The 20,411-nt window shown below is 61.7% G+C and carries 26 protein-coding genes; 9 read left to right on the forward strand and 17 right to left on the reverse strand.

All coding sequences use genetic code 11. The features are described 5' to 3' along the window. The 9 genes from V6K60_RS01970 to V6K60_RS02010 form a co-directional block, all read right to left on the reverse strand. Positions 1-153: a 50S ribosomal protein L39e gene (locus V6K60_RS01970; RefSeq protein ID WP_332448832.1), complete on the reverse strand. Its 153-nt coding sequence runs from the start codon at positions 151-153 to the stop codon at positions 1-3. Positions 154-173: 20 nt separating this feature from the next. After that, complete coding sequence (locus tag V6K60_RS01975) at positions 174-764, reverse strand: DUF7411 family protein (RefSeq protein WP_332448833.1); 591 nt, start codon at positions 762-764, stop codon at positions 174-176. Further along, complete coding sequence (locus V6K60_RS01980; protein ID WP_332448834.1) at positions 764-1,102, reverse strand: DNA-binding protein; 339 nt, start codon at positions 1,100-1,102, stop codon at positions 764-766. The genes V6K60_RS01975 and V6K60_RS01980 overlap by 1 nt, the downstream gene beginning before the upstream one ends. Positions 1,103-1,120: 18 nt before the next feature. Next, positions 1,121-1,570: a 30S ribosomal protein S19e gene (locus V6K60_RS01985; protein WP_332448835.1), complete on the reverse strand. Its 450-nt coding sequence runs from the start codon at positions 1,568-1,570 to the stop codon at positions 1,121-1,123. Between the two features lie 51 nt (positions 1,571-1,621). Next, on the reverse strand, positions 1,622-1,882 hold the full coding sequence (locus tag V6K60_RS01990) for a YhbY family RNA-binding protein (RefSeq protein ID WP_332448836.1): 261 nt from the start codon (positions 1,880-1,882) through the stop codon (positions 1,622-1,624). Then, positions 1,879-2,196 (reverse strand): ribonuclease P protein component 4, encoded by a 318-nt coding sequence (locus tag V6K60_RS01995; protein ID WP_332448837.1) that lies wholly within the window; start codon positions 2,194-2,196, stop codon positions 1,879-1,881. The genes V6K60_RS01990 and V6K60_RS01995 overlap by 4 nt, the downstream gene beginning before the upstream one ends. A 75-nt stretch (positions 2,197-2,271) precedes the next feature. Next, positions 2,272-2,898, reverse strand: coding sequence for a phosphoribosylglycinamide formyltransferase (gene purN / locus V6K60_RS02000; protein ID WP_332448838.1), 627 nt, complete (start codon positions 2,896-2,898; stop codon positions 2,272-2,274). Between the two features lie 21 nt (positions 2,899-2,919). After that, a complete protein-coding gene (locus V6K60_RS02005; protein ID WP_332448839.1) occupies positions 2,920-4,200 on the reverse strand; it encodes a hemolysin family protein in 1,281 nt (426 codons plus the stop codon). 94 nt (positions 4,201-4,294) lie between these two features. Next, positions 4,295-5,119 carry a sugar phosphate isomerase/epimerase family protein gene (locus tag V6K60_RS02010; RefSeq protein WP_332448840.1) on the reverse strand — a complete coding sequence of 275 codons (825 nt, stop codon included), beginning with the start codon at positions 5,117-5,119 and terminating at the stop codon, positions 4,295-4,297. Positions 5,120-5,158: 39 nt separating this feature from the next. On the opposite strand from V6K60_RS02010, the gene xseA reads away from it, so the two are divergent. Then, positions 5,159-6,406 carry an exodeoxyribonuclease VII large subunit gene (gene xseA, locus V6K60_RS02015; RefSeq protein WP_332448841.1) on the forward strand — a complete coding sequence of 416 codons (1,248 nt, stop codon included), beginning with the start codon at positions 5,159-5,161 and terminating at the stop codon, positions 6,404-6,406. Continuing rightward, complete coding sequence (gene xseB, locus V6K60_RS02020) at positions 6,390-6,575, forward strand: exodeoxyribonuclease VII small subunit (protein ID WP_332448842.1); 186 nt, start codon at positions 6,390-6,392, stop codon at positions 6,573-6,575. Before xseA ends, xseB begins: the two co-directional genes overlap by 17 nt. Here the strand turns inward: xseB and V6K60_RS02025 are convergent. Continuing rightward, complete coding sequence (locus tag V6K60_RS02025; protein WP_332448843.1) at positions 6,550-8,505, reverse strand: PAS domain S-box protein; 1,956 nt, start codon at positions 8,503-8,505, stop codon at positions 6,550-6,552. The genes xseB and V6K60_RS02025 overlap by 26 nt on opposite strands. 170 nt (positions 8,506-8,675) lie before the next feature. Beyond that, positions 8,676-9,110 carry a DUF371 domain-containing protein gene (locus V6K60_RS02030; protein ID WP_332448844.1) on the reverse strand — a complete coding sequence of 145 codons (435 nt, stop codon included), beginning with the start codon at positions 9,108-9,110 and terminating at the stop codon, positions 8,676-8,678. A gap of 33 nt (positions 9,111-9,143) precedes the next feature. Between V6K60_RS02030 and V6K60_RS02035 the strand changes: the two genes are divergently transcribed. Beyond that, positions 9,144-9,734 carry an HVO_0476 family zinc finger protein gene (locus V6K60_RS02035; protein ID WP_332448845.1) on the forward strand — a complete coding sequence of 197 codons (591 nt, stop codon included), beginning with the start codon at positions 9,144-9,146 and terminating at the stop codon, positions 9,732-9,734. 83 nt (positions 9,735-9,817) lie between these two features. On the opposite strand, the gene V6K60_RS02040 is transcribed toward V6K60_RS02035, so the two are convergent. Then, positions 9,818-10,096 carry a thioredoxin family protein gene (locus V6K60_RS02040; protein ID WP_332448846.1) on the reverse strand — a complete coding sequence of 93 codons (279 nt, stop codon included), beginning with the start codon at positions 10,094-10,096 and terminating at the stop codon, positions 9,818-9,820. 43 nt (positions 10,097-10,139) lie between these two features. Beyond that, positions 10,140-10,838: a hypothetical protein gene (locus tag V6K60_RS02045; RefSeq protein ID WP_332448847.1), complete on the reverse strand. Its 699-nt coding sequence runs from the start codon at positions 10,836-10,838 to the stop codon at positions 10,140-10,142. A gap of 156 nt (positions 10,839-10,994) precedes the next feature. On the opposite strand from V6K60_RS02045, the gene V6K60_RS02050 reads away from it, so the two are divergent. Both V6K60_RS02050 and V6K60_RS02055 read left to right on the forward strand, forming a co-directional pair. Beyond that, positions 10,995-11,465 carry an Hsp20/alpha crystallin family protein gene (locus V6K60_RS02050; RefSeq protein WP_332448848.1) on the forward strand — a complete coding sequence of 157 codons (471 nt, stop codon included), beginning with the start codon at positions 10,995-10,997 and terminating at the stop codon, positions 11,463-11,465. A gap of 54 nt (positions 11,466-11,519) precedes the next feature. After that, on the forward strand, positions 11,520-12,308 hold the full coding sequence (locus tag V6K60_RS02055) for a CBS domain-containing ParB/RepB/Spo0J family partition protein (protein ID WP_332448849.1): 789 nt from the start codon (positions 11,520-11,522) through the stop codon (positions 12,306-12,308). On the opposite strand, the gene V6K60_RS02060 is transcribed toward V6K60_RS02055, so the two are convergent. Continuing rightward, a complete protein-coding gene (locus tag V6K60_RS02060; RefSeq protein WP_332448850.1) occupies positions 12,305-13,483 on the reverse strand; it encodes an NDP-sugar synthase in 1,179 nt (392 codons plus the stop codon). The two genes, V6K60_RS02055 and V6K60_RS02060, sit on opposite strands and share 4 nt — an antisense overlap. A 371-nt stretch (positions 13,484-13,854) precedes the next feature. On the opposite strand from V6K60_RS02060, the gene V6K60_RS02065 reads away from it, so the two are divergent. The 3 genes from V6K60_RS02065 to V6K60_RS02075 all read left to right on the forward strand — a co-directional run bounded on the left by V6K60_RS02065 (position 13,855) and on the right by V6K60_RS02075 (position 16,704). Next, positions 13,855-15,735 carry a chloride channel protein gene (locus tag V6K60_RS02065; protein ID WP_332448851.1) on the forward strand — a complete coding sequence of 627 codons (1,881 nt, stop codon included), beginning with the start codon at positions 13,855-13,857 and terminating at the stop codon, positions 15,733-15,735. A 218-nt stretch (positions 15,736-15,953) separates the two neighbouring features. Continuing rightward, positions 15,954-16,451: a YkgJ family cysteine cluster protein gene (locus tag V6K60_RS02070; protein ID WP_332448852.1), complete on the forward strand. Its 498-nt coding sequence runs from the start codon at positions 15,954-15,956 to the stop codon at positions 16,449-16,451. After that, positions 16,444-16,704 (forward strand): hypothetical protein, encoded by a 261-nt coding sequence (locus V6K60_RS02075; protein ID WP_332448853.1) that lies wholly within the window; start codon positions 16,444-16,446, stop codon positions 16,702-16,704. The genes V6K60_RS02070 and V6K60_RS02075 overlap by 8 nt, the downstream gene beginning before the upstream one ends. A gap of 4 nt (positions 16,705-16,708) precedes the next feature. Here the strand turns inward: V6K60_RS02075 and V6K60_RS02080 are convergent, their stop codons facing one another. Next, entirely contained in the window at positions 16,709-17,047 is a 339-nt protein-coding gene (locus V6K60_RS02080) for a type II secretion system protein E (RefSeq protein ID WP_332448854.1), read from the reverse strand. A 196-nt stretch (positions 17,048-17,243) separates the two neighbouring features. Beyond that, the gene (gene yciH / locus V6K60_RS02085) at positions 17,244-17,549 is read right to left on the reverse strand and encodes a stress response translation initiation inhibitor YciH (RefSeq protein WP_292386478.1); all 306 of its coding nucleotides are present in this window, start codon (positions 17,547-17,549) and stop codon (positions 17,244-17,246) included. A gap of 206 nt (positions 17,550-17,755) precedes the next feature. Here yciH and V6K60_RS02090 point away from each other — a divergent pair, with 206 nt between their 5' ends. Then, positions 17,756-19,240 (forward strand): cobyric acid synthase, encoded by a 1,485-nt coding sequence (locus tag V6K60_RS02090; RefSeq protein WP_332448855.1) that lies wholly within the window; start codon positions 17,756-17,758, stop codon positions 19,238-19,240. 133 nt (positions 19,241-19,373) lie between these two features. On the opposite strand, the gene V6K60_RS02095 is transcribed toward V6K60_RS02090, so the two are convergent. Then, complete coding sequence (locus V6K60_RS02095; protein ID WP_332448856.1) at positions 19,374-20,411, reverse strand: type II secretion system F family protein; 1,038 nt, start codon at positions 20,409-20,411, stop codon at positions 19,374-19,376.

Below are 20,411 nucleotides of genomic sequence, written 5' to 3' on the forward strand. Positions count from 1 at the left end.
TTACACCTTCAGAGAGCTCCGTCTCCAGCTGCGCCGCTTCGGATGCGACGAAACTGCACGGTTGGTCCTGATCATCACCCATGCCGGCACGCGACGGTTCTGCTCGCATGCCTTTGCCAGCCGGATCTTCCGGCCTTTCATTAACTTGCTCATAACTCTCACTCTCGCAAACTTCAGGTCTCCCTCTTACCGACCACCAGCGACTGCCGGTGGCCGGGAGGAAAGAGCGAAGCCGGATCGATACCGCGAGCGCGAACCGCGCGACGGATCTCCTCTTCGTAGTCACCGTTCCCGATGCTTCCCGTCTCCCCATACTGCACCACGAGCAGCCTTTCCGCGAGGCGTTCGACCTCGGGTTTCCCGTAGCCAAGGAGCGGCCGGACGTAGGAGCAACCGGTGGTCATCTCCAGGTGCTGCACCGCAGACCGCTTGAGCCGGGGAACCCGGTCTTCCCGGCGGGTGCCATCGGCGACCACTGCATACTCGTGGGAGAGGGTCTCGATCGCTGTCCGGTGGATCATGGTTATCGCATCGTTCGGGTAGCCGCACGAAAGAAGCAGGTCGACGGCCTCCTCAAGAAGGTCTCGCCCGAGAACCCTTCTCTTGAAGGGGAGGTTTAAGGCGGCCGCTGCCGCCCGCACCGCGGGAACGTCACGGTCGGGATCGAATACACAGGTATTCAGTTCCACGCCGTAGTCGCGCGCGAGCATGAGCGCCGCGAGCGCGCTGTCTTTCCCTCCCGAGAAGAGCACACCTGCTTCCATTACTTTCGCGTGATCCTGAACTCTTTCTTTGACGGGGTCAACTGCTCAAGCAGGCCTTTTAACTGAGCGTCAGTGATCCGCTGCCGGACCCTGCCGCTCTGAGCCAGCATCACCAGTTGCTGCTCGACCGCTTTTGCAAAATCCGGCCGGGTCAACTTGATGGTATTCAGCCTCTCCCTCGCTTCGGGTTCAAGGATCTCCATGAGTGCGACGCGGATCTGTGAGTCGAGCTGCCGCTGGCGCTCCGCCTCCTCTTCCATCGTCTGCTGATCCATCGTCTGCCGCTGCATCTGCTGCATTCTTCGGCGGCGGAGTTCTGCGAGTTCGTCGTCTACCATCAGTCATACCTCCGGAGATCAGTACTTCGCAAGGCCCGGCGCACCCTCGACAACCTGGGCCTTCAGCCCGTTTGCGGCGTTGTCGAGGAAGGATCTGCCCGCTGCGGTGACGGTGCGTCCTGCACTCCCGTGAGAGACGAATCCGGCCGCTTCAAGCTGCTGAAGGATCTTCCGGATGACGGAACCGCTTCCCCGCCGGAACTGCGACGGGGCCGGGCCCCGGTTACGCTTGCCGCCATAGATCGAGCGCATTCTCTGGGTTCCAACCGGCCCGTCGGTGTAGACACGCCGGAAAACCGACGCCGTACGCACATACCACCAGTCTTCGTTCTCGGGAGGCATCTCTTTGTGTACCCCCGTCTTCGCAAAAGCAGCCCAGTCGGGGGCCTGAATCTGCGGGTTTTTCTTGAGTTCTTCTGCCACCTGCCGGATGAAGATATCGGCAGGGATGTCGTATACAGTCGTCATAGATGAACCTCACTATCGCTAACAGTCTTTACATATTCGTCCGGGGATGTTTTATACATTTCGAGAATCCCGTCCGGCGGAGCGACTCCGCCGCTCCGCGAGGACGAGTGTTCGCCCCCGGACTTCGAGGAGAACCGCACCGGCTGACGCCGCTACCTCTTCAGGATCGACTTCGGTGTTCCGGAGCCACCTGACCTTGACGATCTTGCGATCTTTGAGCTGGCGCCGGATCTCGTCGATCATGACGTTCGTAATACCACGCTTTCCTACCCATACGGTAGGTTTGAGATCCTGAAACGATTCTCTGCTCATGCTTGAGGCCTCCCGACCGGATATCGTGACCGGTGCCCGCAGGCAAGGCAGGTGACGATCACGCGGCCACGATGGATTCTGATCCGGGCATTCGACCCCGGGACCAGATAGGCGCTGCACCGACGGCAGAACCGGCGTTTCAGCGGCCGTTCTATCCGTACCCGATGACGCATCCCGATCTTTCGGGCCAACTCCACGCACCGGTTGCTCCAGGCAGGGTTCTCCGGGTAGAACTCTGCAGCCCGCGTAAAGAGGATAGCGATCCTCTCGCGGGCAAGTCGTCGGGAGCCGGATTTTCGTGTAACATCTGCCATGGTGCAATCCGTTCTATCGAGTGGTGGCTTTTGAGGTTGGAGGCGCGAGGATATATAAGAGGATGATGCCCTGTTTCAGCGGACCCAGACCCGCCGGCCATCGACCTCCAGGCGCTCCTCGCAGAAGAGTTTCACGGCGAGCGGGAGGGCTTTGTGCTCCTCGACCAGGATCCGGTCGGCGAGCGCCGATTCATCGTCGTCCGGAAGGACGGGGACGCACCGCTGGACAACGATGGGACCGGTATCCATCCCCTCATCCACGAGATGGACCGTGCAGCCCGAGACCTTCACCCCGCACTCGACCGCCTGTCTCTGCGCGTGCAGGCCGGTAAATGCCGGGAGCAGGGCGGGATGGATGTTCATCATCCGGCCCGAGAACTCATGGACGATCCCCGCCCCGAGGATCCGCATGTAGCCGGCGAGGACGAAGAGGTCCGCCCGGCAGGACCGCATCGCGACAAGGAGCGCCTCCTCGTAGGCGGCCTTCGACGGGAACCGCGCATAATCGACGACCACCGCAGGGATGCCGGCGTCCTCGGCCCGTTGTATGGCATACGCCCGGGGATTATCGGTGATGAGGCCGACGCAGATCGCCGGGATCTCCCCGGCCGCGATGGCGTCGACGACTGCTTGAAAGTTCGACCCCCTCCCGGAGGCGAGGACGGCAATCCGCTTTTTGTGAACAGGTCTCTCTGGTTCCATAGGTCTCTAACTCCCCGGCTCTTACCTGGCTTCCTCCGGCGCGACCGGCGGAGCGATGATCATCTTCACCTTGACGACCCGCCGGCCCCGCATCTGCATCACCACCAGCGTGATGTTGCTCTCCTCGATCTTGACCACCTCGCCGCGGCGGGGGATATGCCCCAGCCGGTCGATGACGAGACCGCCGATGCTCTCGTACGAATCCATCACCGGGAGGTTGAGGTCCAGGTCCTCGTTGAGGTGCTCCACCCATGCCCGCGCGTCGACCACGTAGACGCCGTCCTCGATCCGCTGCACCTCGGGCTCCTCCTCGTCGAACTCGTCCATGATCTCGCCGACCAGCTCTTCGAGCATGTCTTCGACCGTCACGATCCCGGCAAACGACCCGTACTCATCGAGGACAACCGCCATGTGCTGCTTCTTTACCTGGAGTTCCTTTAAAAGTTCATCGATCTTCTTGCTCTCGGGGATGAAGTAGGGTTCGTACATCAGGTCCCGGATCATCGCGCTCGTCTGCTGGCGGAAGAAGACTGCAAAGAGATCCTTGACGTTCAGGAGCCCGATGACGTTGTCGATCCGTTCGTGGTAGACCGGGATCCGTGAGAAACCCGTCTCGTTGAAGACGGAGAGAGCGTTCTCGAGCGAACTCGTATCCTCGATCATGACGACGTCGACACGCGGCGTCATCACCTCGCGGACCGTCGTGTCGCCGAAACGCAGGACAGAGTAGAGCATATCCCGCTCCTCCTCCTCGATGGTCCCTTCCTCCTCGCCGACGTCGATCCACCCCTTGATCTCCTCTTCGGTGACGACAGGCTCGGTCACGCCGGGCCTGAAGGCGAACTGCTGCGTGATGCGGTCCAGGACCCAGAGCACCGGGTAGAGCACCTTTGAGAAGTAGAGGATGGGCCGGGCAACACGGAGCGCAAGATCCTCGGTATGCCGGGATGCGTACATCTTCGGCCCGATCTCACCGAAGACCAGGATCAGGAGCACCGTGACAACGAACGCTATGACGATGCCGTCGACGCCATAGATACCGACGGCAAGCGCGGTCGCGAGCACCGCTACAGCAGCGTTCGCAACGGTCTTCCCGATCAGGGTGGTGAGCGCTACCGCATCGGTCGATCGCTTCAGCGTATCGAGCGCATCCGCTCCCTTCCGACCCTGATTCTGGAGCGCGTGTACTTTTGCCCGGGTTATCGATATAAGGGCAACTTCCGAACTTGAGAAGAAGCCCGAGAGCAGCAGACAGATAAGAAGTAGTACGATCTCTATGGTTGCAAGGTCTACGATTGCCATTGACTCCACGCCGCATCCAGCGGCAACACTTGATATCCGGTTATTCTTCGGATACAACAATTATGATGCTGGCAGAAGTTATAAACCCAGCGCTTCACGAAAATATCCCCTGTAGGACCTCCATTTCCCGCGCGAGCAGCACGATCTTCTCTTCAGACGAGAGCGTTCCTGAAAAGACCATATCATCAAGTTCCAGGGTGAGGTAGCCGCGGTAACCCTGGTCGGCAAGGTTCGTAAGCACCCGTAACGCTCCCGGGTCGTCATGGATGGGATGGTGGGGTCGCCCGTTCCCACCGAGTGCGCTGACGTGGACGTTTACCATCCGCTCCATACAGAGGTCGATGAACCGGTCCGCCTCCCCCGGAGACGTCATCATGGCGTGTCCCATATCGAGTGTGAACCAGAGCCAGGGCTCTCGTTCGAGCACCTCGGCCGCGTCCTCGGCCGTATAGAGCAGGGCGTTGACCCGGGGCTCCAGGTTCTCGATCGCCACCTTCACCCGCGTCTCCTCTGCCACCGTCTGGAGCCGGGCAATGTAGTCATCGAACCGCCGGTGGTCATAGGCGCTCGGTTGCCGTTTCGCCGTCCGCCGGCCGGGGTGGACCGTGACCACGGCGGCGCCCATCCGGTCAGCCATCCGGACGGCCTCGATGGTGTACTCGACCGATATATCGGCGACCTTCGGGTTGATGGAGCAGGGGTTTAAGTCGAGCGACGGTGCGTGGACGGTGATCGGCGAGAGGCCCGGGTGGTCGGCGATGCACACAGCGAGTTCGTCCTCCGGGCGATCGCGGAGCCAGAAGTATGGCGTCTCGACCCAGAATTCGAGACTGTCGAGGCCGGACTCGACAACGTAGTCAAAGATGTAGTCGCACGGGTACTCATGAAAGAACATCGTCGAGACGGCGAAACGACCCATAAGAGTAGTTGATATAAACCATCGCCCTAATAGATTTTGATGATGTTAAGCGGTCACTCCGCAGGTCCAGATCGGTTCGGCACCCCGATCCTCGGGGTCTCGGAGGTCTCGGGGCTCATCTGCGACCTCCTCGACGACGCCCGCCTACACCAGGTCTGGGTGCGGGGGGAGGTGACCAACTACAAGCGCCAGGCCTCCGGTCATCGCTACTTCTCGCTCTCGGAGGGGAATGGAAGGAGCGCCGCCCTGATCAACTGCGCCATGTGGCGCTCCTATGTAGCGGGGCTCACGTTCGAGCCGGGGGACGGGATGGACGTCCTTGCTCTGGGGACCGTGGAGGTCTACGAGCCCCATGGGAAGTACCAGCTGATCGTCAGGGAACTCCGTCAGGCGGGTGCGGGGGACCGGCACCTCATGGTCGAGCGCTGGAAGCAGGAACTCGGCGCCGAGGGCCTCTTTGCCCCGGAACGGAAGCGGCCCCTGCCCGCCTTCCCGCACCGGATCGGTGTGGTCACCTCCCCGACCGGCGCAGCGCTGAAGGATATCCTCTCGGTCATCTCCCGGCGGTATCCGGCCGAGGTGGTCCTCTCCCCGACGGCCGTCCAGGGCGAAGGGGCGCACATCGAGATCGCGGAGGCGATCCGGCGGATCGACGGGCTCGTGGATGTGATCATCGTCGGGCGCGGGGGAGGGAGTTTCGAGGACCTCTTCGCCTTCAACCACCCCGACGTTGTCCGGGCCGTCGCCGCATGCACGACGCCGGTGATCAGCGCTGTCGGGCACGAGGTGGATACCGCCCTCTGCGACTTCGCCGCGGACCTCCGGGCACCGACGCCGTCGGCGGCGGCGGAACGGGCTGTGCCCGAGCGCCGGGAGGTGGTCCGGGAACTCTCCGGATACCGGGAGAGGATGGGAGCGCTCCTTCTCCACCGCCTCGTCGCCGCACAGAGCGAGGTCGAAGACCTGCGGGAGCGCATGCACCCCCGGCGGCTCGTCCGCCGGGTCCATGAGCGGATGCAGCGTCTCGCCGAGCACGAAGAACTGCTCCGCCGGGCGGCGCTCGCGCGGGTGCAGCGGGAGCGGTTCACGCTCGCCGAAATCCGTGCGGACCTCCTGGGGAAGAACCCGCTCGCCATCCTGGACCGGGGCTACTGCATCGTCGAGTCGGGCGGGAAGATCGCGCGAAGTGCCGGAGACCTCGGACCGGGTGACCGCGTGGTGCTGAGAATGAAGGACGGGCGGGCAAGAGCCGTCGTGGAGGAGATAACATATGACAGAGACCTTTGAAGAGATGCTGGAGGAACTCCGGAAGATCGTCCGGAGACTGGAGGACGGCGATACGAGCCTTGAAGAGAGCATCGCCATCTACGAGCGGGGCGCACTCCTCGTGAAGCAGTGCGAAGATCTCCTCGGCACGGCCGAGATGAAACTCACGGAACTCGGTCGCGACCGCTGAACCGGTAGAATCCCGGCGGGACGCTGATCTCAAACCGCACACCCTTCCCGGGCTCGCCGGTCTCGCGTATGGAGAGGTCCGTGATCGCGAGGATCTCCCGGGCGAGGAAGAGCCCGAACCCGGTCTGCCGTCCAAATCCCCGCTTGAATACCTTCTCTTTTTCGGTATGGGAAATACCAATGCCGTCGTCTTCGTAGACGATGCTCAGTCCCCGGTCGGACTCCTCAGAGAAGATGCGTATCCGGGTAACGTCCCCACCGTGCCGGAGCGAGTTATCGATGAGGTTGGTGAACACCCGGACGATGAGGGGGTCGGCATACACCTCGAGATCGCCGGTCTGCACCTCGACGGTGACTTCGCCCGTATCAAGCCCCGCCATCGCCTCGCGGGCAACCCGCGATATATCCTGCCATACGGGGGAGGCTGCGCCGATATCCTGGTACTCCCGGGTGAAGGCCATGTAACGCTGGATGCCCCGGACGGCCTCTTCCTCCTTCCGGTAGTATTCCAGCAGTTCAGGGTTGTCCGTCAGGTCATGAGAGAGGCCGAGGTACCCCGTGAGCACGTTGAGCAGGTTCAGGATATCGTGCCGGGTCACGTCCGAGAGCAGGTTGAGTTTCCTGTTCGCGAGGAGGAGCGCCTCTGCGGCCATCCGCAGGTCGGTGGTGTCCCGGCCCACCGACTGGTACTCGACGATGGAGCCCGCCTCATCAAAGAACGCCGTATCGGTCCATTGCTGCCACCGGACTCTGCCGTCCGGCATGACCACCCGGTGCTCGACCGTGACAGCAGGGTGATCGGGGGTGAGAGACGCCAGGCCCTGCCGGATCCGGGCCTGATCGTCGGGCGAGATGGTGGGGGCATACCGCCGCCCGAGGAGGTCTTCGCACGGGATGCCGATAGAGCGGCAGTAGGCGCTGTTCGCGAAGGTGACGGTGCCGTCCGGGAGCCACCGGTAGATCATCTCGGTCTGGCTCTCCACGACCGCCCGGCACTCCTCCTCGCTCCTCCGGAGAGCCTCCTCCGCCCTCCGGCGGTCCGAGATATCCCGGAGGTAGACGGAGATGCCCCCCCCGCGGGTAGGGAGGGCGCGCACCTCAAAGGTGTATTCTATCCCGCGGAGGGGAAGCCGGTATTCGCTCATGCCGGGCTTGCCGGTCTCCAGGACCTCCCGGAAAAATCCAGCGACCCCTTCGTCCCGAAGTTCCGGGAAGAGAACGTAGATGCTCTCACCGAGGACCTCCTCCGCAGTGCGGCCCGAGAGGAGAGCCGCCGCCCGATTCCAGGAGACGACGCGGGCGTCGTGGTCCAGGGCGAGGAATGCGTCGCTGATGTTCTCGGTCAGTTCACGGTAACGCTCTTCGCTCTCCCGGAGGGCCTCTTCGACCTTCTCCCGCCCGGGTGTGATGATGATGACCCAGAGGCACCCGGGTGTCCCGTCGCCGGAGTCGGGCATGGCCGAAGCCGCCACGGCGACCGGTGTGGTGCTGCCGTCGGGCCGCACAATCGAGAACGCCTGCACCGGCACCGCCTCACCCCGGGCGAGCGCTGCAGCCACCGACCGGAAGGCCGGGATGCACCCCGGGTGGAGGTGCGCCCGGAGGGGGGTACCCCGCAGGCGGTCGGGAGCAAGGCCGAAGAGCGTGCCCGCCGCCGGGTTCGCCTCCAGGATGAGACCGTCCGGCCCGGTGCAGAGGCAGCCGGCGGGAAGGTTGAGGAGACGGTCCCGGTACCGCCGACATCCGGCATCGATGCTCTGGATGCCGGCGATCAGCGCATCAACGATCTCGTTGATCTCGGCAAGAGGCCTCGCGAGGAGCAGGTTATCCACAGGTGCCGCACCCCTGCCGGCTTCAGGCGAGCGGAGATGGCGGTTAAGTGTCTCCAGCTCTTCAAGAAGGTCGTCGAGTGCCGGGGTAAACGATTGCATACCTCGCTCCTTCCCCGCGCCGTGATCGGATAAACCTATCCCCGGATGCTGCCGGGATGGGTATGCAGGTTGCGCACGGGTGCGGAGAAGACGGCGTACCGGGTATCCCGGCATGGTAGATTGGACGCTCCCCGGTAGCGACGTGCTCTCGTCCTTACGGACGGTCGCCGTTATTCGCCCCCCGGGACCTCTGCCTCGAGTTCGACCACCAGTTCCTCCCCTCGCCGGAGCGCCTCGATGAACTCACGGGGGAGGGTGGCCGCGACGCGGTCGGAGCGGATGCCCACGGTCCGGTCAGAGGCGAAGTTGCTCCGCCGCCAGACGAGATCCGCGGGATGGTCCAGGGTCAACGCCGCGCTTCCTCGGGAACGGACCTCGACGGTCTCGCCGCCGGCCATGAGACGGGTCGTGAGCAACGCCCGGTCGTCGCGGAGCAGCGCTTTCAGGCCCGGATCGAGGTCCGCGGCACCCTTGTCGGCAGCGACGCCGATGATGCAGTCGCCAGAAAGGGTCAACGTCTCGTCCTTCGTCACTTCAAACGTCGTCGGGTGGACTCCCTGGACCAGCGGGTGTCCCCGTGCCCGCACGATATCCCTCGCCTTCATGCTTAATTAGGAGAGGGCTTCAATTGCTAATGAATGATGAGTATCGTCTGCCCCGTCTGTAAAGAGGAGCGTGAGCACCAGGTTCTCCGGGAAGCCGCCGAACTGGTGGTGCAGTGCAGCGAGTGTGGCCAGGTCCACCGGATTCCGAAACCCCCTGAGCCCCGGGTCTTCACCATCAGGGCAATCGTGAGCCTTGAGACAGAGTCACAGGTCTGCAGCGTGGAGATGCTTGCAGACGAGGTCGTGAGCCTCGGGGACCACATCGCCGCAGAGTGCGGAGACGAGGTCTTCGGGGTCGAGGTCACCGGCATCGAGGCCGGGGAGAAGAGAGTCCGCCATGCAGCGGCCGAAGAGGTAACGACCCTCTGGACCCGGGGGATCGAGCAGGTCGTGGTGAGGGCGTCGATCCATACCGGACGCACGACTCTCCCGCTCTACCAGGCCGCGGAGGGAGAAGAGGAGTTCGTCGTCGGGGAGGCCTACACCTTCGGCGGGCGGCGGATCAGGATATCGCACATCAAACTCCGCGACGGCCCGGTCCTCCGAAAAGAAGGCTGGAAGACAGTAGCCCGCAGGATAAAACGGATCTACGGCTACCTCGAGGGACGCTACCAGGGGCGGTGACCCACCCGGCTACTCTGGCCGGAAACTGCACCCGGGGCATCCGGCGATATCCCTCTCGAAGACCTGGACCGGGTCCAGCCCCTTCACCGGGGCAGGGGTTCCGGCAGGTGCCGCCGGATCGCGGCCTCGAGGTCTTCACGGCGGACGAACCCCTCCATCCGCTCCCGGACCTCGCCATCCTCGATCACAAGGGTCGTGGGGGTCACCCGGAGGCTGTACTCCTTGATGTACCGGGGATTCCTCACGGCATCGATCTCCTCGATCTCAATCCCGAGAGCATCTTCCGTCTCGCGAAGGATCGGGGTCTGCTCCTCGCACCCCGTGCATCCTTCCTGGTAGAAGGTTATCACTTTTAACGCCATATAAGGCTGAAAGCGGGGAGACTATAAAAAACGGTGGGTGGGGTCACCCGGATATAGCGTTGAGCGTGATCTCGGCGCTGCTGTAGCGGCACGTGACAAGCATTGAATCGTCAGTCTTGTCAGCGACTTCCCAGAAACGCAACGTTGGAGTCATATTGTTCTCGCCACCGACGGGGATACCTGATGAGATCATGAATTCGCGCAGGAAGAGATCTCCCACGCCCATCTGGGTAAAGTTGAGATCAATGCCGTTCGCTTCCTCCGCACTCAGATTGATGTCGAGGTCGTCGGTCCCGTAGTCGAGCTTGATGGTCTTCGTCTCACCGGGCTGCATGCCGACGAGCGCCGCAGCGATGGCGTTGGTCTCAAACCCCAGCAGGCCGAACCCCACGGTTCCGTTGGTCTCAGGGTATAAGATAGGAACAGGGGCGACGTCCTCGCTCGATGCCTGTCCACCGACGAGCATCTCCAGGTTGGAGGTCAGGAAGACCATGTTTCCCTTCGCGTATTCGCTTGAGAGGAGGTCCGGGTTGGTCGTGACGAGGGGGCGCCCGTCCCCGTTACGGATGGTGTAGCCGACCTGTGCCACATCCCCTGCCTGAGCCTTCTGGCTGCTCCCGAACATCGGGGCGAGGTAGGAACCCACCATGGCCACCGCTACGATAACGGCAATCCCCACATAGGCCCATTTCATCCAGGGCGTAGTCTCGTCCTTTGAGTTCTTCTGCTGTGTCTTTTTCATTCACTGTACAATCAACGTATATTGAAATAAAATGGTATCGTTCTCCATGGAGTTAGTTGCCCCATTAGACATATTTAATTATACGGGGCCCTACCTTTAGGTTAGCCTGGACGGATCGAGTCGCCAGGGCAATTTCATCAAACAGGAGCGATTACGATGGCAAGAATAGAACGAGGACCGTATCGCACGATATGGCAGGATTTTGATGACCTGATGGCAGAGATGGAGGGGAGGTTCCAGTCCATGCTCGGGAGTATAGGCGCGCGGGGAGAGGAGGTCAGGGGCCGGGTCGTCCCCACAGTCCGTGATCTCCGCGTAGATGTCCGGGACCACGAGGACGAGGTGATCGTCGTTGCCGACCTCCCCGGCGTCGAGAAGGAGAACGTTGCCGTGCGGCTCATCGACCCTCAGCATCTGGAGATCGTCAGCATGCGGACGGACAAGGCGGAGGAGGATACCCGGGACTTCTTCATGCGGGAGCGCGTCTACGGGCAGATGAGCCGCACGGTGCTGCTGCCTGCCGAGGTGAACCAGGAGAACTCCACTGCAACGTTTAAGAACGGTGTTCTTGAGGTCCGCCTGAAGAAAGCGCCGACCGAGATCGGGACCACAATCCTCATCGAATAACCTTTTTCCCATCCTACCGAACATTTCATCTCGAACCAGCGTGACACTATCATGATGGATAGAAAGAAGGTCAAGGACTACATGACCTACGACGTCGTTACCGTCAACGCCCACGGGACGGTTCGGGACGTCATTGAAACCATAAAGCGGACGCACCACGACGGGTTTCCGGTTGTGGAGGACTCAAAAGAGGTAGTAGGTTACATCTCGGCACGAGACCTCCTCTTTGCCCATCCCGCGACGCCGGTGGAGCAGGTGATGTCCCGCCATCTCATCGTCGCCGACCCGGAGATGAGCGTGAACGATGCCGCCCGCGTCATCTTCCGTTCCGGCATCCAGAAACTCCCGGTCGTCAACGAGAACAACGAACTCATAGGCATCATGTCCAATGCCGACGTCATCAGGTCCCAGATCGAGCATGTCTCGCCGGAGAAGGTCTTCAAGTTCATCGAGACCCTGAAGAAACTCTACGGGATCGAACCGACGCTGAAGCGGGGTTCGGTTCCGATCAACGACCTCCTGCCCACCCAGTCAAAGATCTACGAGGATGAACTGGAAGGAAGGATGTACGAGATCAAGAAGGGGCTCGCCGAACCCCTGATCGTGGTCCGGCGGCCGGGCCGCTGGATCCTGGTCGACGGGCACCACCGGGCCATCGCGGCAAAGCGGCTCGGGATCAAGAACCTCGACGCTTACATCATCGAGGTCAGGGAGAACATCGAGTTAGGGATGGAGCGGACAGCAAAGACGCTGAACCTGAAGACGCTCGACGACATCAAGGTGCTCGATTACGCCCGCCATCCGCTCGTCGCGCTGACGCACCGGCTCGTGCGGCACGGCTAAGATCCTTCCGTCCGGGTATCGTAGTCCTCGTTCAAGACGTGCTCCTTGACCACCGTCCCCTCCGGGATGAGCACCTCCGGCCAGAGCCGGGTTCCGGAATGGACGACCACGCCGCCTTTCAGCACCGCGTGCGGCCCGATGACCGTGTCGTGCTCGACGTTGCACCCGTTGCCGATGAGCGTATCGTTGTCGATGATGCTTCCGCTGATCGTGCTTTCGCTCCCGATCACCACCCGGTTATAGATGGACGACGAGAAGATCTTCGCGTTCTTCTTGATGATGCACCCTTCCCCGATGCTCGTATATGGCCCGATGATGACGTTCTCCTCGATGATCGTCCCGGCGCCGATCGCGACCGGCCCGATCACCCGTGAATTCGCCGCAACCGAGACGCAGCTCCCGATCTGGACCGGGCCGAGGATCCGGGCGCCCTTGATGTAGAGGTCGCCGGAGATGTTCGTGAACCCGATATCCTGCAGTTTCCACCGCTCCGCCTCGCGGAGCGACCGGGGGCTTCCCACGTCGGACCAGTTGCCGCGGGCAAGCCAGGCCTTCAGGGTATAGCCCTCCTCCATCAGTTCCGGGAAGAGGTTCCGGGCGAAGTCGAACTTCTCACCGGTCGGAATATGATCGAAGACCTCGGGGTCGCAGACGTACATCCCGGTGCTCGCGAGATTCGAGAAGATCTCCCCGGGGCTTGGCTTCTCCTTGAACCGTTTAATCTGGTAGTTCGCATCGATCTCGGCGATGCCGTACTCGGTGGGATCGTCGATGCTGATGAGGCCGATGGTGGTGATCGAGTCGTTTGCGAGGTGCTCACGGTAGAACTCGAGCAGGTTCAGGTCCACCACATGGTCGCCGCCGACGACGAGGAACGGCTGCCCCTCGAGGTATTTCTGGGCGTTCTTGACACTCCCCGCCGTCCCGAGTTTTGTCTTCTCGTGCACGTAAGTGACGTTGACCCCAAAGAGCGACCCGTCTCCCAGTGCCTCCTCGATAGCATCGCTCATGTAGCCGAGCGTGACGATCACGTCGTTGAACCCGAGGTTCGCGAGGTGTGAGACCAGGTGCTGGATCGAGGGTTTGTTGACGATCGGAATACAGGGTTTGGGACGCCCGAATGTCAGGGGGCGGAGCCGTGTGCCCTCCCCTCCGCACATTATACACACCTTCATAGCTCTCCGTTGTCTGCGTATCGATTTAATCCTATTGGGAGAGAATCGGCACGGTTCCCCGCACCGGTCAGAGATCGGCGCAGGAACCGGAGATGTGCACGGAACCGGCTCAGGATGGTGATGAACGGCGGGATCGCGCCCGGCTCGACCGGATAATCTTTCTTTACGCTGCAGCCGATCCCGGAGCGGCACTGGATGCGCCGGGAGGCCGGCGCAGGTACATTGCGCCCTCGTTGACGGGCGGTTCTCCACGCACCGATCGCCCGCCCTCGCGACCCTGGCGGGCGAATAATGCGCGAGCCCGTTATCGGGGCAGCCGCATCAAGTCAACTATATTAAATAACCGGTTAAACAAATACACTTGATATCCTATGCAGATCGAGGAAACCGTCACTCCCTACAGGAGGATCATACTCATCGCGATCATTGTCGGGATCATCTCCGGCCTCGGCGCTCTCTTCTTCTTCGAAGGGCTGAAACTGGGGACTGCGTTTTTCATGGAAGGCATCGTCGGGTTCGACCTCCCGAAAGAAGGGCAGACCCTTCAGGATATCAGTCAATGGGCTCCTCCCGATAATCTCTGGATGATCCTCCCCGTCATCTGTTTCGGAGGGCTCCTCTCCGGCATCCTGGTCTACACCCTCGCTCCGGAGGCGGAAGGCCACGGGACCGATGCGGCAATAAAGGCGTTTCATAAGGGGGGACAGGTACGCTGGCGCGTCCCGCTCGTCAAAGTGGTCACCGCCATCCTGACCATCTCGACAGGAGGGAGCGCCGGGTGTGAAGGGCCGACTGCACAGATGTCGGCCGGTTTCGGTTCGATCACCGCCGATCTTTTAGGGCTCTCCGCCCGTGAACGGAGGCTTGCTATCGCCACCGGTATCGGCGCCGGAATCGGTACGATCTTTATGGCTCCGCTGGGAGGGGCAATCCTCGCTGCGGAGATCCTCTACAGACAGGACTTCGAGACCGAAGTAATTGTTCCTGCATTTCTGGCCTCCGTCATCGGGTATTCCATCTTCGGTCTGGTTGAAGGTTTTGAACCGGTCTTTGCCTCCTGTACAACCTTCTGGAACGTCTCCCAGATCCCTCTCTTCATTCTCCTCGGCGTGATCTCGACGGCGGTCGGCCTGGTCTATATAAAAACCTTTTATGGGGCAAACAGGATCTTTAAGGAGGTATTCGCCCGCGTTAACTTCCCAAACCAATTCAGACCGCTCACCGGGGCATTTCTCACCGGCGTGTTCGTTCTTGCTCTTGCGGCCCTCTCTCCTGAGGCGGCAATCGTCGGGCTCGCCAGCCTCGGGACCGGATACGGCTTTACCCAGCTCGCGCTCTATAACATGCTCCCGATCGGGGTGCTCCTCCTCCTCCCGTTTGCGAAGATCCTGACGACATCGCTCACCATCGGCTCCGGCGGGAGCGGAGGTATCTTCGCACCGGGATTGATGATCGGCGGAGTGATGGGAGGCGCTTTCGGATCCCTGCTGCACCTCGCGCTCCCGGAAATTGTGCCTGCCGAATCGGTGCCGGTCTTCATTGTCATCGGGATGATCGCTCTCTTCGGTGCAGTCTCCCACGCACCGATCGCGGTCATGATCATGGTCGTGGAAATGACCGGCGACTTCTCCCTGCTCATGCCGGCGATGGGCGCCGTATCGGTCTCGGTCCTTCTCATCGGTCAGGCCACCCTCTTCCGCGAGCAGGTGCAGGACCGGTCCCGGTCGCCTGCTCACCGGGATGAGTATATGATCGAGATTCTCCAGGACATTCATGTGGGCGATGTTATGGTGCCCCGCGATCGGGTCGTCGCCGTATCGCCCGATGACAACATCGGGAGCGTGCTCCGCCTCATCGACAGGACACTGCACACCGGGTTTCCGGTACTCGACAGGGAAGAGAACCTGGTCGGCATCATCGCTCTTGACGATATCAGGGATAGCCGGACGAACGATGATCTGCCGGTGAAGAACGTCATGAGTTCAGGGATATTCACCGTTCATCACGCCTGTACGTTGCGCGAGGCCCTGAACCTGATGGTCGAGCACGATATTCATCACCTGCCCGTTGTTCCAGTGGACGATCCAGAGCTGCTCTCCGGATTCATCACCCGGACAGATATCATGAAGGCCTACGTCCGGAGAGCGTCGCAGTCGACAGGAAAACACCGCCATACCGGATCTTTTACCCTGGTCGAGCCGGGTAAGGCAGCAAAAACAAACCCTGACACGAAAGAAGTCGCCGATAATTAACAACCGGTCCCGGGTCGGCCGGAGAACCAGGATCTCCGGCCGCCTTCTCTCTCGTCTCCACGACCGGAACCGGCGCCGGCGACGTTTCACCGGGTGGACCCGGAAGGCTTTCTTACGTCCGGTCCGGGCGGCGTGAAGGAAGACCGGGTTTGGGATCTCCACGGGGGCAAGGGTTCCCGAACCTTTATCCTCCGTTGCAAAGAGAATCTACAGAGACGATGACGGCGTTTGAATGTACCCTCTGCGGGAAGTGCTGCATGCACGCGGGCGGCCACCTGATCGAGGTCGATAAGAGGCTGACCGGCCGGGACTTCCTTTGCCGGCAGAAGATCGTCGGCGGCACGTTCCGAGCCCGGGTCGAGGAGCAGTTCCTCGACGCGTTCAAGGATACCACCGAGAGCAGCAAACACCAATCCTGGTGCCCGTTCCTCCGGGGCCTCCCGGGGCAGGAGGGGAAGTATGTCTGCACCATCCACAACAGCCGCCCGCTGATCTGCCGGTCATACGCCTGCTGTGCCATGCGAATCTTTGCCGGCGACGGGCGGGAGGTCGGGAAGGTGAAGGGGAGGAGGAGCCTCGCCACTGAGGACGAAGACCTTGCCCGGTGCTGGAAGGAGTCGGTTGCGCCTCTCGCGATCGATGACGACACCGCCTGGAGAAGCGAGGTCGCAGGAATCCTCGGCCGTGCAGGCTACCGGGTCGAGGCCTATGAGTGAGACCCGGTGCCTTCGGGTCGTCCGGGGCCGGGTGGAGTGCACGACGGGGAAACCCATGCCCGCCGACCGGTGCGGGCTCTGCGTCCACTCCGTTCGTGTCGTGGTCAAAGGGAGAGAAGTGCCGTCACCGGCACGGGCCTACTGCAGCAGGTGCCGGGACGCGGAGCGGGTCGAGATGGGATCGGTCGAGGCGGTCTTCTGCGACGACCTGTCCGGCGAAGGGTTCCGGAGCATCACGAGCATCATCAGTTAGCGGATCACTTCCGCCAGAACTCCCAGGGATGCCTCGTCTGGAACGGAACGCCCTTCGCTTCCTTGCTCCAGTCGGTCTCGATCGTGTGGTGGACCAACCGGACCTCGTTGCGGAGTTCGGTCAGAACCTCTTTGACGGCCTCGAGTTCACGCTGGAGCTGGTTCAACTCTTCAAACGAGCGTTGCTGCCGTGTCGTCGGCGCCCCGCCGTCCTGCCGGCAGGCAAGACCGGCCTCGATCAGTTCGAGGATCGCCTCGTTCCGGTCGAACATATGATCCCGGGCAAACTGATCGACCTGCTCCATCAGGGCAGGATCGAGCGCAAACGAGCATCTCATCACCATACATCAATCACTCCCTGTGCCAGTGTATTCGTCTTCGGAGATTATAGTGTCTGCCACATTGCCGGTCGCTCTCGCGTCTGGAAGCAGCACACTCACCTCCAGGCGACATCAAGCATCCGCTCTCTCCGTAAAAGCGCACCCAATCAGGCAAAAAAGAGGTAACACCCCCAGGTTCTCCGCGGAGAACGACCCGGGGTCAACTGATATTATCCATGTTGTATCCTTTCTGAGCGAGCAGGTTCTTCACCCGTTCGCGGTGGTTGCCCTGCAGCTCGATCGAGGAGTCTTTGACCGTGCCGCCACAGGCGAGCTTCGCTTTCAGGAACTTCGAGAGGTCTTCGAGGTCGATATCGTAGGGGTCGAGACCCTCGATGACCGTGACTTCTTTCCCATACCGGCGCTTGTTGATCTTTACGCTGATTCTCTGCTGTTCCTTCGCGACTTCTTCACAGATACACAGTTCCTTTGGCAGTCCGCAGGTCGGACATATCCCACCGTTCATTGCATGTACCTTTCAGCTCTCGTTATATATTAGTTGGCATGTCACGCATCAATCGGGCAGATATCGCATCCCGGGGAGCGCTCCTGTCAGGTCGGCCCCAATAGCGGTAGACCGGTAGACCCCTGCAGCCGGGGTCCCGGGCAAGGAGGTGACACCTTATGAACCCCCTCCTTAATAATCCGTCGTGCCCAACCTTTCTGCCAGCAATGTCTCTCATCGTGCTCGGAACTGCATCCCATGTCGGGAAGAGCGTGACCGTGGCGGCGCTCTGCCGTGCCCTCTATCGGCGCGGAATCCCGGTCGCGCCGTTTAAATCCCAGAACATGAGCCTCAACTCATACGTCACGGCCGATGGGAGCGAGATCGGGATCGCCCAGGCCTTCCAGGCCTTCGCGGCCGGCGTCGAGCCGGTGGCCGATATGAACCCAATCCTCCTCAAACCGAAGGGGGATCAGACCTCACAGGTAGTTCTCCTGGGCCAGCCGTATAAGGATGTGCAGATCCGGGACTACTACACCGAGACCGATATGCTCTTAGGTGAGGCTGTCTCCGCGTTTGAGCGGGTGCGGCAACGCTATGGCCACGTGGTTGTGGAAGGAGCCGGGGGAGCGGCCGAGGTGAACCTCTACGACCGCGACATCGCAAACATACGGCTCGCTCGATCCCTCCGCCTCCCGATCATCCTGGTCGCCGACATCGAGCGGGGCGGAGTCTTCGCCCAGGTCTACGGGACGCTCGCCCTCCTCCCGGAGGATATCCGGCCCCTTGTCGTCGGGGTCATCATCAACAAGTTCCGGGGTGACCCCGGGCTTTTTACATCGGGTGTTGCAAAACTGGAGGAGCTCACGGGCGTCCGGGTGCTCGGGGTGGTGCCGTATACGGATATCTCTCTCCCGAGCGAGGACTCGCTCTCGCTCGGTGACAAAGGCCGTGCAACAGTGGGCCAGCCGGTCAGGATCGCCGTTGTCCGCCTCCCCCGGATCTCGAACTTCACCGACTTCGAGCTCCTCGAAGAGCACGCCTCAGTGGAGTACGTCCTGCCCGGAGCATCGCTCGCCGGCTACGACTGCATCATCCTCCCGGGAACGAAGAACACCGTGGAGGACCTCGCCGTGCTCAACCGTGCCGGGACGGGGGAGGAACTCCGGCTCGCCCGTGAGCGGGGCGTTCCGATCATAGGTATCTGCGGGGGCTACCAGATGCTCGGCCGCACGATCATCGACTCCGGCATCGAGTCGGAGACCCACGGTGAGTACCCGGGGTTCGGGCTCCTCGACGTCGCCACCGCTTTTTCCGGCTACCGCAAGACGACAGTCCAGGTCCGGCGCCGGGCATCCGGGCCCGGCCCCATCCTCTCCCGGATGGGCGAGGTGGACGGTTACGAGATCCATATGGGCGAGACGGAGCGCCGCGACCTCCCTGAGGCGTTCGTCGGAGAAGGGGCCGCGACCCCCGACGGCCTGGTCTTCGGGACCTACCTGCACGGCCTCTTCCAGAATCCCGCCGCCGCAAACGCCCTCCTCGCCTACCTCGCCGAGCGGCGGGGGGTGCCGTTTGAACCGGTTGCGGACCCCGGCGGAGACAGACCCGGTATCGTCGCTGCCTACGACGACCTCGCGCAGCACTTCGAGAAACACGTGGATATAGATACGATCCTGACGTGGTTTGAGAACGGTGAAGAAGCGAGGTAAGGGCAGTCCATGACAGTGCTGCAGATGCCTCCGCCCGAACGATTCCCTTGACACTCTCCCCGGACCTAAAGCCCGGGGCCTTCTTGCACTCTTTGAATCCCGGATCCGTAAAAAGTGATCTGTTCCGGCCCTTTCAGATGAAGAACCGGAACGCAACCCAGGCGATCAGCACCATGATCGCGGCATACTTCAGCCCCGCGAGCACCCGGCCTTCGCCCATGACACCCGCTGCAAGCCCCGAGAAGAACCCCTGGATCAGCCCCGAGTGGCAGAAGATCCGGTTGTAGAGGAAGAGGTCCACGGTGCCGATGAACGCCTGGCTCGAACCCGACTTCGCGACCGCCTCGCCAGCCTCCGCCATGGTGGTGAGGAAGGTGCTTGAGAGCACCCCTATGACGAAGAGGAAGACGAAGAACGACATCACGACGATGACCATATAGATCATCATACCGGTCTGCCGCTCCGACTTCAGGTTGAAGAACTCGTAGGCGTCATGGGCCGCCGCCCGCAACACCTCGCTCACGTCGCCGCCTGCGGAACTCGCGTGGGCGATCAGGTCGACGCTCCGCTCGGCAAGCGGGGTGTTCACGGCCTTCCCGAACCGACGGATAGCCTCCACAAACGGGACACCCCAGGAGATCTCGGTGTCGAGTTTGCGGATGTGCGGTGTAAGCGCCCCGTACTCACCTTCGGATACGATATGGACGGCGTGCGGGAGCGTCATGCCCGAGTCGTTCATCCCGGCCACGTCCCGGAAGAAGTTCGGGAGGGACGCCTCGATGCTCGCGACCCGCCGCGACTCCTTGAAGTCGAGGAGCGCGAGCGGCACGATAGCGATGAGGAGCGAGAAGACAAAGATGTCATCGATCATCGTCGTCGTGAAGAGGACACCGACGCCGTAGGAGAGGATCAGGCTCAGGGATCCTCCGATGAGGAGGAGGAGTGCTGCCGGGACAGAGACGAAGAGGACGGTAAAGGGCTCCTCGATCATCACCCGGAGCGGGTGTTTGAGGAACCGGTAAAACCCTTCCTGGTACTTCCGTCGGTTCTCAATCTTCCCAAAGATCTCCCGCTCCCTCTCCTCGTACGGATCGGGCTCCGGGCTGCCTTCCGTCGGACCACGATTCGGGATCCGGTTCAAAAAGTCGTCGAAGATATCTTTAAATCCCAC

It is taken from the genome of Methanoculleus sp. (genome assembly GCF_036677455.1).
Taxonomy (GTDB): Archaea; Halobacteriota; Methanomicrobia; order Methanomicrobiales; family Methanoculleaceae; genus Methanoculleus.

Excerpts from the sequence above, each read along its gene's own strand:
- V6K60_RS01970 (WP_332448832.1), bottom strand. The coding sequence starts at position 153 with ATGAGCAAGTTAATGAAAGGCCGGAAGATCCGGCTGGCAAAGGCATGC.
- V6K60_RS01975 (WP_332448833.1), bottom strand. The coding sequence starts at position 764 with ATGGAAGCAGGTGTGCTCTTCTCGGGAGGGAAAGACAGCGCGCTCGCG.
- V6K60_RS01980 (WP_332448834.1), bottom strand. The coding sequence starts at position 1,102 with ATGGTAGACGACGAACTCGCAGAACTCCGCCGCCGAAGAATGCAGCAG.
- V6K60_RS01985 (WP_332448835.1), bottom strand. The coding sequence starts at position 1,570 with ATGACGACTGTATACGACATCCCTGCCGATATCTTCATCCGGCAGGTG.
- V6K60_RS01990 (WP_332448836.1), bottom strand. The coding sequence starts at position 1,882 with ATGAGCAGAGAATCGTTTCAGGATCTCAAACCTACCGTATGGGTAGGA.
- V6K60_RS01995 (WP_332448837.1), bottom strand. The coding sequence starts at position 2,196 with ATGGCAGATGTTACACGAAAATCCGGCTCCCGACGACTTGCCCGCGAG.
- purN (WP_332448838.1), bottom strand. The coding sequence starts at position 2,898 with ATGGAACCAGAGAGACCTGTTCACAAAAAGCGGATTGCCGTCCTCGCC.
- V6K60_RS02005 (WP_332448839.1), bottom strand. The coding sequence starts at position 4,200 with ATGGCAATCGTAGACCTTGCAACCATAGAGATCGTACTACTTCTTATC.
- V6K60_RS02010 (WP_332448840.1), bottom strand. The coding sequence starts at position 5,119 with ATGGGTCGTTTCGCCGTCTCGACGATGTTCTTTCATGAGTACCCGTGC.
- xseA (WP_332448841.1), top strand. The coding sequence starts at position 5,159 with ATGATGTTAAGCGGTCACTCCGCAGGTCCAGATCGGTTCGGCACCCCG.
- xseB (WP_332448842.1), top strand. The coding sequence starts at position 6,390 with ATGACAGAGACCTTTGAAGAGATGCTGGAGGAACTCCGGAAGATCGTC.
- V6K60_RS02025 (WP_332448843.1), bottom strand. The coding sequence starts at position 8,505 with ATGCAATCGTTTACCCCGGCACTCGACGACCTTCTTGAAGAGCTGGAG.
- V6K60_RS02030 (WP_332448844.1), bottom strand. The coding sequence starts at position 9,110 with ATGAAGGCGAGGGATATCGTGCGGGCACGGGGACACCCGCTGGTCCAG.
- V6K60_RS02035 (WP_332448845.1), top strand. The coding sequence starts at position 9,144 with ATGATGAGTATCGTCTGCCCCGTCTGTAAAGAGGAGCGTGAGCACCAG.
- V6K60_RS02040 (WP_332448846.1), bottom strand. The coding sequence starts at position 10,096 with ATGGCGTTAAAAGTGATAACCTTCTACCAGGAAGGATGCACGGGGTGC.
- V6K60_RS02045 (WP_332448847.1), bottom strand. The coding sequence starts at position 10,838 with ATGAAAAAGACACAGCAGAAGAACTCAAAGGACGAGACTACGCCCTGG.
- V6K60_RS02050 (WP_332448848.1), top strand. The coding sequence starts at position 10,995 with ATGGCAAGAATAGAACGAGGACCGTATCGCACGATATGGCAGGATTTT.
- V6K60_RS02055 (WP_332448849.1), top strand. The coding sequence starts at position 11,520 with ATGGATAGAAAGAAGGTCAAGGACTACATGACCTACGACGTCGTTACC.
- V6K60_RS02060 (WP_332448850.1), bottom strand. The coding sequence starts at position 13,483 with ATGAAGGTGTGTATAATGTGCGGAGGGGAGGGCACACGGCTCCGCCCC.
- V6K60_RS02065 (WP_332448851.1), top strand. The coding sequence starts at position 13,855 with ATGCAGATCGAGGAAACCGTCACTCCCTACAGGAGGATCATACTCATC.
- V6K60_RS02070 (WP_332448852.1), top strand. The coding sequence starts at position 15,954 with ATGACGGCGTTTGAATGTACCCTCTGCGGGAAGTGCTGCATGCACGCG.
- V6K60_RS02075 (WP_332448853.1), top strand. The coding sequence starts at position 16,444 with ATGAGTGAGACCCGGTGCCTTCGGGTCGTCCGGGGCCGGGTGGAGTGC.
- V6K60_RS02080 (WP_332448854.1), bottom strand. The coding sequence starts at position 17,047 with ATGGTGATGAGATGCTCGTTTGCGCTCGATCCTGCCCTGATGGAGCAG.
- yciH (WP_292386478.1), bottom strand. The coding sequence starts at position 17,549 with ATGAACGGTGGGATATGTCCGACCTGCGGACTGCCAAAGGAACTGTGT.
- V6K60_RS02090 (WP_332448855.1), top strand. The coding sequence starts at position 17,756 with ATGTCTCTCATCGTGCTCGGAACTGCATCCCATGTCGGGAAGAGCGTG.